The sequence below is a fragment of the Pedobacter ginsenosidimutans genome (assembly GCF_001442625.1).
Classification (GTDB): Bacteria; Bacteroidota; Bacteroidia; order Sphingobacteriales; family Sphingobacteriaceae; genus Pedobacter; species Pedobacter ginsenosidimutans.
Window position 1 is genome coordinate 101,083 of sequence record NZ_LMZQ01000003.1, and the last position, 12,985, is coordinate 114,067.

Here is a 12,985-nt window from a genome sequence, read left to right on the forward strand (position 1 = left end):
ATTGCAATAAAAACAGATAGCTTTTCGAGAACAATTGCCGCAGATTCGCAGATTAATTTCAATTCGAAAATTGAAGCTTAATAGCTTCTAATGATTCTTTTGTACTGCAAAGATTTCTCATTAAAATTAATTAACAAACCTATTCCTAGTTTTGATATAGCCAGATAATTCAAAACTTGTGCATAATGTTCATTTATCAACTCAGATTTAGATTTCACCTCGATAATAACCTTATCATCGACAACAAAATCAGCATAAAATTTATGTTTAAGTATAGTTCCTTTGTAATTTACAGAAAATTCTCTCTCTCTTTCGTAATTGATATTTCTATTCCTAAGTTCGAATTCTAGCGCATCTTTGTAGACAATTTCTGAAAATCCTTTCCCCAAAATACGATGTATTTCCATCATAATTCCAATTAACAAATAACATTCTTCCTGAAAAGGATAATCAATATCACTATATGAATCTCCCATAAATATAAGTTTATTTAATCTGCGAATCTGCGGCTAAAACATCCTCCCTTATATCAGCAAACTTTCAATTAAAATGCCAAATCAAAAAACCTCATGTAACCTTTAATAACAGGTAACATAGAAATCACTAAAATGTAAGATGAGGAAAATTGAGGAAATTTCTCCCTAAATAATTATTTTAGGTTTCTCATTTCTTCTTTTATTACAAGGAAAAGTTCATTAGGCCTTTGGGTACCAATAAAATATTCCAAGCCATCGCGATCGGTTAAAACAACTGCATCTTTACCCGATGAATAAAAACGGATCGTACCTTTTGTGTGCAGATTATAAACCGGATTATTGAAAAAATAACGGCTATAAGTCGCCTTACGAACATCAACAATACTGTTCAGGTCTATCTTAACACGTTTGGTCGTCCAAAGACCATCCAAAATCATGCTGCCATTATCTACTACAATTTTGTACTGGATCAGGAAAAGCAAAAGCATAGAAACACCGATGATCCCAAAGCCTACAACAAGGAACAAGTCTTGCGTATTGTCACGATCGCGCTCATAAACATAGGCTGCAAAACAGAACGCAGCCATAATAAGCCTAATGAAAATACGAACATAATCACGTCCGATGTACTGTTTTTCGATATAGGCGTATTTGCTTTCCACTTATTTAATTTTGAGTTCGAATATAGCAACTTTTTTTGTTGCTGTAGTTAATTTATATCGGTTATCCTGCCGCATACCGGCAATCCAAACAATTTCACCATTGCCGTTAACCAAAATCGGTGTAACGCTTTTCAAATGTAGGGGAACTTTCTCGTCGATAAAATAATCGCTCACTTTTTTGGGATTACGCATACCCAATGGAATAAATTTATCTCCATTTTGCCAGTTCCTCAACACCAAAGGGAAAATTAATTTATCAGCATTTACAAACGCTTTATTCGAATTAATTTCGAATTTCACTTCATCTGTAAGCGTCAACGAAATTTCATCATTAGCAAAAGCAATGTTTTCAGTTGTTGGGTGGATAAACTGATTGGATGTAACCGATGTATTTTTCTCAACAATAACCAGATCACGTCTATTGATAATGGCCTGATGTGTGGCGCTAAAAAAATGTGTACCACTTAAAGCCCTTAAACTGTCTAAAATTTCCTCTACAACATTTTCGCCAAAATTAAAAGTCTTAAGTAACTCGTAAAGCAAGAGCTTTTGCGGGTTTAACTTCGAAACCTCTTCCAAAGGGATATAAATGCCATCACTTCTTTTATTTAGGATTCTATTTGCAAGTTTTTGAACCTGGATATTTAAAAAAGTCTCCAATTCAGCAAAGCGCGAGATATTTTCGGCAAATGTTTTTTCGAGGTTAGGGTTAATTTCCTGCAAATGCGGTACTACCTGTAGTCTGATTTTATTCCTTGTATAATTCGTACTTGCGTTCGAGCTATCCTCTACAAAATCGATGTTATTAGTCCTTACAATTTCATCAATCTGCTGTCGGTTTAAAAAGAGCAAGGGTCTGATCAGTAAATCACGTTTAGGTAAAATGCCATGCAATCCGCTTATGCCTGTGCCACGGGTAAGGTTAATGAGTACGGTTTCTACCGCATCGTTCTGGTGTTGAGCCAGGGCTATATAATCGTAGCCTTCTTTACGCCTAATTTCTTCAAACCAGTTATAGCGCAGATCGCGCGCTGCCATCTGGGTAGAAATTTTATTTTCGGCCGCATATTTTTTGGTATCAAAATGCGTTACATAAAAAGGTAATCCTAAATTTTTGGCCAGTAGCGCAACAAAACTTTCATCACGTTGTGCTTCATCAGCCCTTAAATTAAAATTACAATGTGCCACACCAATATCAACGCCTATTGCTTTAAACAAATGCAACATTAATACCGAATCTTTTCCCCCACTTACGGCCAAAAGGATCTTGTTAGCCCGAACAAACAGCTGTTGCTGTTCAATAAAATCCTGAAATTGTTTTACGGGTAACATCCACCAAAAATATTTAATTTTAACTGGTATTCCGAACGTTCGGAACAAAAAACTAACTTTGTAGTGTGCAAAAACTATTTGTCTTTTTATTTCTTTTAATCAGTCCAGTATTTTTATTCGGTCAGCAACCCGCTTCGAAGATTAAAATCGTTTCATTTTCCAAGATAACTGGCGATACCAAGAAAAAAATCAGCTACCTGCGAAACCCTGTTTTTCAACAAGATAACGCAACTTTGACCTGCGATAGTGCCGTGTTTTATAGCGAACGAAACTATTTCGAAGCTTTTAAAAATGTACACATCAACCAGCTTACCACCGATATTTATTCAGATCAATTGGAGTATGATGGGAATAAAAAACATGCGCATTTAACCGGAAATGTGAAGATGATCGATCCCACGTCGATTTTGACGACCAACATTTTAGATTATAATACACTTACAAAAATAGGAACTTACACCAGTGGGGGTAAAATTGTAAACAAAGAAGTAACCTTAACGAGTAAAAACGGCTATTATTTTAGCGAAAGAAACGTAGCCTACTTTAAATATGATGTAGTAGTAGTTACGCCTCAATCGGTTATAAAATCGGATACAATGAGCTATAATACCCAGGATAAATGGACCTACTTTTATGGCCCTACCAATATCAAGGGAAAAGACGATAATCTTTACACCGAAAATGGTCAGTATAATACGATGACTGAGGATGCTTTTTTTGGAAAGAAAAACCTATATACACAAGGCACCAGATCGTTAAAAGGAGATAGTTTATATTATTATGGTAAGAAAGGGGTTGGTAAAGCAGTAAAAAACATTGTTTTTTCTGACACAAAAGATAAGATGAAAATGTTCGGCGATTTGGGCTATTACTATAAACTGGATCAAAGAACATTGGTTACCCGAAATGCATATCTGGGTATAGGCACGGAAGATTCTATAATGGTGAAGAATAAAAAAAGACCTGATAGTTTATGGATGGGTGCAGATACTTTAGAAACGCAGATGGTGCTACAAAAAACCTTAAAGCTAATCCCTAAAATTTCGATTAAAGCCGATAATCAGGTTGGCGAAGATGATGAAGATACCGGAGAAAAGAAAGAAAAAGGGGAGCCAAAATATAAACCAGAAACAGAATCTACCCAAAAAGAAGACAGAAATAAGCGTAAAAATAGCAGGGCTGATAAAAAGAAAAAGAACAAAGGCGATGCCGAAACAGATGAACAGCTTAACCTCAAAGATAAAAGCATCGATAGCTTAAAATCGAAAGTAGACTCACTTGGCAAAGGACTGCCCAAGCTTAATCCAGACAGCTTGCAAAAAAACAATATGTTAAAGGGAAAGGCTGACTCCATTATCAAAAATCTGCCTAAACTTAAAACCGATAGCCTGAAAAAGCTGGCTGATAAAGCCAATTCGATAGTAAAGGATTTATCGAAAACAAAAAGCGATAGTTTGCAAAAAAAGATCGCCGATAAGGCCTCTCCAATTGTAAAGGATATTTCAAAAACAAAAATCGATAGCCTGCAAAAAAAGATAACAAAATCTGGCGCCAAAGATAGTTTAACAAAAGCGCTAGGAAACTTAAAGCCAGGAATATTAAAGACTGATACAGCCAAATTTAACCCGGCTGATACTGTTCAAACCCGTATCATTAAGGCTTACCATGGCGTTAAGATTTTTAAAACGAATATACAGGCCAAAACCGACAGTCTGTTTTACACCAGTGCCGATTCTACGCTACGTTGCTACAGTAATCCGATTATCTGGTCAGAAGGTTCTCAACAGGTTGGCGATACGATATTTGTTCAGTTCAAGAATAAAAAACTAAACAATTTACAGGCATTTAGAAATGCATTTTTAGTAAATACACCAAAAGATTCGTTAAGGTTTAACCAAATAAAAGGAAGGTTAATGACTGGTTTCTTTAAGGATGGTAAATTTAAGAACCTCTATGTGGATGGCAATGCCGAAAGTATTTATTATACCCAGGATGACAGTACAAAGGTGTATAAAGAAATGAATCAAACCTTAAGCAGCAGGATAAAATTCATCTTTAAGGATAAGGAAAATGCAATTGAGGAAATTGTTTATATCAAGGGAATAGAAGGAGCTTTGAATCCGGAAAACACGATTGCAAAAGATCATGTATTAAAAGGATTTTCGTGGAAACCTACCGAGCGCCCAAAATCAAAGAAAGATGCCATTGGCTCATCTGGAAAACCTAAACCCAAAGTAAAGGCAAAAACTGCTGCAGGTAAAACTGTAGCTGGCACTAAAACCACAGGCCCAGTAAATAAACCATCAACAACGGCACCTGCTGTTAAACCGAAAATCACATTGGGGAAAGACAGCTTAAATGTGGATAAGAAATTGCCACAAGCTAAACCAGCAGACACGGCCAATTTTGGCATTAAACCCATTTTACCCAAAAAGGACTCCGTACAGGTGAAAAAAGATTCTGTTCAGTTGAAAAAGGTAGTTGGTAAAATGTAATAAGTATGATCGTCATTTCGACTGGAGCGCAGCGGAATGGAGAAATCTTTTGATGAAAAATTCAAAGATTTCCCCTCCAAAGGAGTTCCTTCGGAACACCACGGTCGAAATGAAGACCCATCAAAATTTAATAATCTGGTAAAGCCTATACCCCCTATCCCTTCAAAAATTCCAACATCTTTTTTAGTGCAATAGCCCTATGGCTAATTTTATTCTTTTCAGCCATATCCATTTCGGCAAAAGTGATATTGTAGCCATCTGGCTGGAAAATAGGGTCATAACCGAAACCCTTTGAACCTGATAACCCTGTCCTGATTGTTCCTTCAATTAAACCTTCAAAAATATGGTTTTTACCATCCTGCATTAATGAGATCACTGTTTTAAACCTTGCTTTTCTGTTGCGGCTCCCCTCAAGCTTAGTTAAAACCAGTTCAATATTTTCTAAGCTATCCCTGCTTCCCGAATATCGGGCAGAATAAACACCTGGTTCGTTATTCAAAGCATCTACCTCTAAACCGCTATCATCTGCGAAACAGTCCAAACCAAAATGTTCGACCACGTAGCTGCTTTTTAAGGTAGCATTTCCTTCAAAGGTATCTGCAGTTTCAGGAATATCAACGAAACAACCAATATCTTCCAGATTCAGCACCTCATATTTACCTTCAAGTGCAGCACGTATTTCTTCGGTTTTATGTAGATTGTTGGTGGCAAATACAAGTTTTTTCATCTTAGGGAAGGTAAAAGGTTTAAGGTGTAGGGTTTAAGGTTTTAAGAGCCGAATTAAAATGCCATATCTCGCACTTGATACTTATTCTCAATACTTGATACGCTTGCGAAGCTGCTATTTAATTTTCTGAAGGTGCCCCCAAAGCGTTTTCTTAGCAGTTAAATCGCTATCCAGATGATGGAGATTTGGAGCAAAGATAATCCTGGTGGTTTCGTGAACAATGATTTCATTCTGCCAGGTAAGGTTCAGCCTCAAGTCGGCAATCTCTACACCAAAAGATAACATAATGGCCGGTTTAAAAAACCGGTGCAATTCCTCGAAATCAGTTCCCTTATAATTCGAATAATTTAGAATAGCAAAATCAGGTGTACCTAAATCTACAGCTTTAACAATTTTCCGCAACAGTTCTCTGCCCTGCTCAGTACTTACATCATGTTCATTATCGTTAACCAAAATCAGCACTGATTTTTTATTTCCACCTAAAAATTTAAACGTTTTTTCGGGCAATGGTTCGGCCACAATATGCGGAATTTCAGGAGCTTGCGTATAAACTTTAGGTACATTTGTAGGATTAATCCCAGAAATTTGTGTTGTTTCTGGTTTTAAAACTGGTTCTTTCACTTCAGTATCGGAAACATTTCCGACAGCAAAAACTGGCTCTGGATTACGTAAAGGCAGAATTTCTACGCTTTCATCCTTTACCAAAAAAACCTCTTCAGTAAAAAATAAACGTAAAGCATTCGCATTGTTGGTAACCTGGTTTTCCATTCGTATTTTTGTTGGATAATAATTTCTGTTAAAATTAGTTAAATATCTTATAATAGCGTCGCTAATTGTTACTTTTATCCCTTAAAATTTATAGAGTGCTCTGCGTGAGGAAAGCTTATTGCCTATTTGTTTTTAGCTTTATTTATAGCATTTCGTTTGCACAAAACGTGGCTGTGGTAAATGGTAAATCAATAAGTGCCAAAGAGTTTATGTGGGCATACAAAAAAAGCCACAATGGAAACATCAGCGCTGCATACGATACTTTGCAAGCTTATTTAAACTTGTACATAAATTTTAAACTTAAAGTTTTGGATGCCCGTGAAATGGGCTTGGATAAAAACACAAGCTACCAGGAGGAAATCAAAACCTATGAAGATGCATTAACCACACATAAAAAAGTTGGGGTCAGCAATAAAGACCGCGATTTTTTATTGAATGAATACCGCGAAGGTGTTTTAATGTTCAATGTTTCGGAACAAAAAATATGGAACAAAGCACAGGAAGACGAGCAGGCTATAAATGAATTTTACACAAAAAACCAACAAAATTACAATAAACCCTTAAGCGAAGTTAGAGGAGAGGTAATTGCCGATTACCAACTAAGTTTAGAAGAAAAATGGCTAAAAAGCCTAAAACAAAAATATCAGATCAAAATTAACGAAAACGAGCTAAAAAAACTTGCCAAGTTATAACCAACTGATTTTTTTTGACCATAAGTATTAAATTTGCAAAATATAACAAATAGAATGAAGAAAGTTTTTTTAGTAGCAACCGCTTTAATTTGCCTGTTTTTAAACAGTTTCGCTCAAAAGCATACTGTAGATAAAGTTGCTGCTGTTGTAGGAAATAATATTATCCTGCTATCAGATTTAAACCAACAATACACTCAATATCTTTATCAGGGTAACCAGCCTAACAACGAGATTAAATGTAAAATCCTACAACAAACCTTAACCCAAAAGCTGCTTAAACAACAGGCCGAAATCGATTCGGTAATGGTTGAAGACGGTGCTGTTGATGATGAGGTGAACAAGCGTATGCGTTATAGTATGCAACGTGCAGGTGGCCAGGAGCGTTTAGAGCAGTTCCTAAACAAATCTGTTCTGCAGTATAAAGATGAGATCAGACCATCAGTAAAAGATGAGTTGATTGCACAGAAAATGCAACAAAAAATCACCGAAAACATTAATGTTACGCCAATGGAGGTTGAAAAATATTTCAAATCTTTAGGTGATAGCATCCCCGAATTTAATACAGAGGTAGAAGTTGGTGAGGTGATTTTAAACCCGCAGTTAACAAGAGCTGAAAAACAAAAATTCCGCGATAAAATTGAAGCCCTTCGTTTAAGGGTTAAAAGTGGCGAAGATATGGGTGTGTTAGCTAAAACCTATTCTGAAGATCCAGGTTCTGCTGCCGATGGTGGTGATTACGGTTTTATCGACAGGAATACCATGGTTAAAGAGTTTACTGCCTGGGCATTTAAACTGAAAGCTGGAGAAATTTCACCTGTATTCGAAACAGATTATGGTTTCCACTTTTTACAGGTTTTAGAGCGTAGAGGCGAGCAAGTACACGTTAGACATATTTTAATTATGCCTAAAACTACACCAGAAAGTTTAACCCGTTTAAAATTGCATGCAGATAGCATTTACAACAATATTATCGGTAAAAAGTTAAGTTTCGCGGCGGCGGCAAACCTTTATTCAGATAATAAAGAGAGTAAATATAATGGTGGTATGATGCTTAATGCCGAAAACGTTCAGGCAAGAAGTACCTTTATCCCTGTTGATAAATTAGACCCTTCGGTGTTTTTGGTAATCGATAGCATGAAAATTGGCGGTATTTCTAAGCCAGATTTATTTACTGCAGCTGATGGAAAACAAGGGTACCGCATTTTATATTTAAAATCTAAAATTCCACCGCACAAAGCAAACTTAGTTCAAGATTTTCCAAAAATCAGAGATGCGGCGCAAAGTGATAAAATTAATCGTACTTTAAGCGAATGGTTTGAAAAACGTCGCGAAAGCACTTACATCAAAATCGACGATGAATTTAATACCTGTGATGAATTAAAAATCTGGACTAAAACCACAGCCGCAAAATAACACCAATGCAGTATAAGAACGAAGTAGAAGCTGTTGATGCACTTCATCAATCTTTCAACAACATTAAAGCCGAAATAAGCAAAGTAGTAGTTGGACAAGATGACATCATTAAATCTGTTTTAATCGCCATTTTTAGTAACGGACATTGTCTGTTGGTTGGCGTACCAGGATTAGCTAAAACTTTACTTGTACAAACGGTAGCTTCTGTTTTAGACCTCGATTTTAACCGTATCCAGTTTACACCCGATTTAATGCCAAGCGATATTATTGGCGCAGAGATTTTAGGAGAAGACAGGCACTTTAAATTTATAAAAGGGCCTGTTTTTTCTAATATTATCCTCGCTGATGAGATTAACCGTACTCCACCAAAAACTCAGGCCGCCTTACTAGAAGCCATGCAGGAGAAATCGGTTACCGCAGCCGGGCAAACTCATATTTTACCAAAACCATTTTTCGTTTTGGCCACACAAAACCCTATTGAGCAGGAAGGAACTTACCCCCTACCCGAAGCTCAGTTAGATCGTTTCATGTTCAATATTCAGTTAAATTATCCTGCCTTTGCAGATGAGTTGAACATCGTAAAAAACACGACCAGCAATAAAACCGTTCAACTGCAGAAAATTATCCATGCAGATGATATTCAATATTTCCAGAAACTAATCCGCGATATTCCCATTACCGATAATGTTTTGGAATATGCTGTAAAACTTGCTGCTAAAACCCGCCCTAATAGCGAGTTTGCTACCGATGCAGTTAATAAATACATCAGCTGGGGTGCTGGTCCCCGTGCCTCGCAGTTTTTAGTGTTAGGCGCAAAATGCCATGCCGCCGTAACGGGAAAATACTCGCCAGATATTGAAGATGTTAAAGCTGTTGCTGAGCCTATTTTACGTCACCGTATTGTGCGTAACTACCGTGCAGAGGCAGAGGGCTTATCAATAGAGAAAATCATTAAAGATTTATTGTAGTAGCATTTAGCTAGTCAGGATTTGCAATCCCGTCTGATGAGCCAGAACTTTTAACTTTTATTAGTGGATTACAAAGCCACAATACAACAGGAAAAGTCAACTCCAATCTGTATCTTGTGTCGATCTATTCGCAAAACGTCGTGCTAAAAGAAACATTCACTAATCTCTTAACAAATTATACGGCTAGCAACCTTATAATAGCCGAATTTTGGGCTGAGATTGAGAAAAGCTACACTCATAAAAAAAGATATTATCATACACTTTCACATCTTGATAACTTGTTGACACAGCTTACTGAAGTAAAAGTTAACATTGAAAGTTGGGAAAGTATTCTATTTACAATGTTCTATCATGACATTATTTATAACGCTTTAAAATCGGACAATGAAGAGAAAAGCGCCGAACTCGCCCAGAAGAGAATGACGCAGATTTCAGTTCCCAATTACATTATCAATAACTGCAAAACTCAAATAATAGCCACTAAAAAACACCTTGCTTATCCTGAATCAGATACAAATTATTTTACTGATGCAGATCTTTCTATATTAGGCCAAAGCTTAGAAAACTATACTACTTATTCGCAAAACGTAAGAAAAGAATATTCAGTTTATCCAGATCTCATTTATAATCCAGGACGAAAAAAGGTTCTGGAACATTTCATAAAAATGGAACGGATTTTTAAAACAGATTATTTTTATCACAAATTTGAAAGCCAGGCAAAATCAAATTTACGGCTCGAGTTAGAACAACTTAGTTAGCTGGGATTTTAATCCTTATATTGTAGATTGCAAATTCAGACTAACGAAAAATATTATTATTTTTAACTTAATATCCTAAAATAAATTATCGCACTCAAAATGGAAGAAAAATACCCAAGTCTGGTAGAAAGATTACAATCTACATTTATCGATACTATAATCATCATCATTCTTATGGTGGTTTTCTCTAATATACTTGACGGTTTTAACAACGTTCCGGAGTGGGTACGAATCTTATTATTTGCATTTCTTTTTGTGATTTATGAACCACTTTTCATGACATTTGGCTGCACCATCGGTAATTACATTAAAGGAATCAGAGTAAGGAAAAATGAGAACATTCACCAGAAAATCAATATCGGACAAGCTATTCTCCGGTACCCAATAAAACTGTCTTTGGGTTGGATCTCCTTTTTAACCATCAATTCAAACCTACAGAGAAGAGCCATTCATGATCTTGCCTCAGGTAGTGTAATGATAAAGCTTTAATTTCCTCCCATTTTGACTGACGATTTGTTATCCGCTATTGCAAATCCTGTCTAATAAAATGTTTAGGTTACCTTTCTATACTACATGTATTAAGGATAAACATGCAGTTCATAAAAACAGTGTTCGCATTTGTTAGAAGGAGAATTATTTCTTTAATATTTCTTTGCTTTTATATCAGAAGCTGGGTGTTTTGTTTTATGTTTTTTCATAGTTTACCAACTAGCTCTACCCCAAGATGCGGGATGCCTGATTTTGGTATGTTTATTTCCATAATGTTTCTATCATGCATCTATTTCATAACATTTCTAGTTCTTACTTTGGTAAATATAGGACAATCTAAAAATGAATTCATTGTGATTACCGCAATGATTCCTTTACCACTCTACATTGGAATAATCGATCTGTTAACTTAAACTTTGTTAGTCAGGATTTTCAATCCTTTTATTAGTGGATTATAAATACAAAAGATCCGGATTGCAAATCCAGACCGACAAAGAGCCTCGCAACACAAAATTCATCCCAAACAATTATATTTGTTTTATGATGGGTGCCAATAAACTTACCGGTGCTATAGCCGCACTGATGGATGAATATAAAAAGGCAATTGATGAACTTATTGCGGTAATCGAACCAATTAGTCCGCATCAACTGATTAAAACCATTGAGCCAGAAAGTTCAAATCCAGATTGCATTTCCATTCAAACTATCTTAACGCATGTAACCGCTTCGATGTTCAGTTATGCGGTGTATATCGAAAATTCTATTGGATTGCAAACAACAAGACCAGAACGACTGCAGTTTGATCACATCACACCTTATATCTCAAGACTCCGGGAAGCACTTAAATATAACGAGGACTTTTTCACCAGAAATCCCGACATCACCATGGAAGAGTTCGATCAATCGAAAAAGATAAACACAAGGTGGGGACAGCAATACGATGTAGAACAAATGTTAGAGCATGCCATCGTTCATATTTTAAGGCATAGGCGGCAGATTAAAAATGCTTTAATTCAATTTAATTCTTAAAACTAAAAAATTGAGCGCTCAAACCAATTTCTATAACCGGTTTTCATTTTTATATCCACTGGTCGATATTTTTCTTAAACCGCAAAAGAAAAAATTTTTCGATGAGATTAATCAATTGCCCTATGGAAACCTGCTCGAAATCGGTGTTGGTAATGGATCTCATTTCCCACTTTATAAAAGCCACAAAATTACCGGGATAGAAATTTCTACATCAATGCTCAATGCGGCTAAAAAGAATTCAATCGGCGAAATTGAGTTATTCCAAATGAATGGCGAACAACTCGAGTTTGCAGAAAATAGTTTCGACTATGTGGTATTATCGCATATAATTGCGGTTGCAGATCAGCCTGAAAAATTACTCATGCAATGCCACCATGTTTTGAAACCAGGTGGAAAACTCTTAATTCTAAATCACTTTACACCAAATAATTGGCTAAAATACTTGGATCGGCTATTTAATTTTTGTTCTGGATGGTTCCATTTAAAATCTTTATTTTACATAGAGAATATTAAAGCGATTAATCAGTTTGAACTTGAAAAAGAAATTGCTTTAAAACCATTCTCTTATTTTAAAATTCTAATTTTCACCAAACCTTGAAAAAGCACTATTGGTATATTTTATTTGCCCTGATAATCAGCCTGTTCATATATGTATTTTACAGGACTGATAAAACCTTGGTAAACCAAATTATCATTCAGCTGATCTCCTTCAAAACCTACCAAAGCTTAAAACAGACTGTCACAGCAAGCTTGCCACTAAATGAGTACCTGATCTATTCACTTCCTGAGGGTTTATGGGTTTTCTGCATCACCTTAACCTCAAAGGAATTTTATTTTGATCTTTTCAAAAAACGCATCAATTGTGTTTTCATTCCACTTTTATTCGTTGTAGTACTCGAACTGTTTCAATTACTCCACATTACCAATGGTCATTTCGACTTTTTAGACATCGGCATTTCATTATTTTTTTGGTTTATAGCGGCTAAAATTATCGATACCCAGCAACGTTTAGAAAATCTGTTCCATTCGTTAAATTATAATAGTGCATTTTGTTTATTGAGTTATTGCATCATTTATCTCGCACACGTAATCCATTAGAAAATTTTATTTTAAAATTTGCAATTCGCTGAAAATAAATATCTTTGCATCAAAATTTACAGAAATGCTATGTCAACT

Annotated in this window: 14 protein-coding genes; 9 read left to right on the forward strand and 5 right to left on the reverse strand. The window is 35.8% G+C overall.

The window, feature by feature from the left end; translation table 11 throughout:
* Nucleotides 1–77: 77 nt before the first annotated feature.
* The 3 genes from ASU31_RS04435 to tilS form a co-directional block, all read right to left on the reverse strand.
* Nucleotides 78–476 carry a GxxExxY protein gene (locus ASU31_RS04435; RefSeq protein ID WP_057931189.1) on the reverse strand — a complete coding sequence of 133 codons (399 nt, stop codon included), beginning with the start codon at nt 474–476 and terminating at the stop codon, nt 78–80.
* A gap of 173 nt (nt 477–649) precedes the next feature.
* Nucleotides 650–1,138 (reverse strand): hypothetical protein, encoded by a 489-nt coding sequence (locus tag ASU31_RS04440; RefSeq protein WP_029282618.1) that lies wholly within the window; start codon nt 1,136–1,138, stop codon nt 650–652.
* Complete coding sequence (gene tilS / locus ASU31_RS04445) at nt 1,139–2,470, reverse strand: tRNA lysidine(34) synthetase TilS (protein ID WP_057931190.1); 1,332 nt, start codon at nt 2,468–2,470, stop codon at nt 1,139–1,141. It abuts the gene before it with no gap.
* A gap of 65 nt (nt 2,471–2,535) precedes the next feature.
* Here tilS and ASU31_RS04450 point away from each other — a divergent pair, with 65 nt between their 5' ends.
* Nucleotides 2,536–4,965, forward strand: a complete 2,430-nt coding sequence (locus ASU31_RS04450; protein WP_057931191.1) for an OstA-like protein — start codon at nt 2,536–2,538, stop codon at nt 4,963–4,965.
* A gap of 154 nt (nt 4,966–5,119) precedes the next feature.
* Here the strand turns inward: ASU31_RS04450 and ASU31_RS04455 are convergent, their stop codons facing one another.
* Together ASU31_RS04455 and ASU31_RS04460 are read right to left on the reverse strand one after the other, a co-directional pair.
* Nucleotides 5,120–5,692 (reverse strand): non-canonical purine NTP diphosphatase, encoded by a 573-nt coding sequence (locus tag ASU31_RS04455; RefSeq protein WP_057931192.1) that lies wholly within the window; start codon nt 5,690–5,692, stop codon nt 5,120–5,122.
* A gap of 114 nt (nt 5,693–5,806) precedes the next feature.
* Nucleotides 5,807–6,460, reverse strand: coding sequence for a hypothetical protein (locus ASU31_RS04460; protein WP_057931193.1), 654 nt, complete (start codon nt 6,458–6,460; stop codon nt 5,807–5,809).
* A 209-nt stretch (nt 6,461–6,669) separates the two neighbouring features.
* Between ASU31_RS04460 and ASU31_RS04465 the strand changes: the two genes are divergently transcribed.
* From ASU31_RS04465 to ASU31_RS04500, 8 genes are all read left to right on the forward strand, one after another.
* A complete protein-coding gene (locus ASU31_RS04465; protein ID WP_245224465.1) occupies nt 6,670–7,152 on the forward strand; it encodes a hypothetical protein in 483 nt (160 codons plus the stop codon).
* Between the two features lie 54 nt (nt 7,153–7,206).
* Nucleotides 7,207–8,565, forward strand: a complete 1,359-nt coding sequence (locus tag ASU31_RS04470) for a peptidylprolyl isomerase (protein WP_057931195.1) — start codon at nt 7,207–7,209, stop codon at nt 8,563–8,565.
* 5 nt (nt 8,566–8,570) lie between these two features.
* Nucleotides 8,571–9,533: an AAA family ATPase gene (locus tag ASU31_RS04475; protein WP_029279992.1), complete on the forward strand. Its 963-nt coding sequence runs from the start codon at nt 8,571–8,573 to the stop codon at nt 9,531–9,533.
* Between the two features lie 140 nt (nt 9,534–9,673).
* Nucleotides 9,674–10,291 (forward strand): HD domain-containing protein, encoded by a 618-nt coding sequence (locus tag ASU31_RS04480; RefSeq protein ID WP_209434956.1) that lies wholly within the window; start codon nt 9,674–9,676, stop codon nt 10,289–10,291.
* Nucleotides 10,292–10,390: 99 nt separating this feature from the next.
* On the forward strand, nt 10,391–10,780 hold the full coding sequence (locus tag ASU31_RS04485; protein ID WP_057931196.1) for an RDD family protein: 390 nt from the start codon (nt 10,391–10,393) through the stop codon (nt 10,778–10,780).
* A gap of 540 nt (nt 10,781–11,320) precedes the next feature.
* Entirely contained in the window at nt 11,321–11,809 is a 489-nt protein-coding gene (locus ASU31_RS27690; protein ID WP_057931197.1) for a DinB family protein, read from the forward strand.
* Between the two features lie 10 nt (nt 11,810–11,819).
* Nucleotides 11,820–12,407 carry a class I SAM-dependent methyltransferase gene (locus tag ASU31_RS04495; protein WP_057931198.1) on the forward strand — a complete coding sequence of 196 codons (588 nt, stop codon included), beginning with the start codon at nt 11,820–11,822 and terminating at the stop codon, nt 12,405–12,407.
* The gene (locus ASU31_RS04500) at nt 12,404–12,907 is read left to right on the forward strand and encodes a hypothetical protein (RefSeq protein ID WP_245224466.1); all 504 of its coding nucleotides are present in this window, start codon (nt 12,404–12,406) and stop codon (nt 12,905–12,907) included. Before ASU31_RS04495 ends, ASU31_RS04500 begins: the two co-directional genes overlap by 4 nt.
* Nucleotides 12,908–12,985 lie beyond the last annotated feature (78 nt).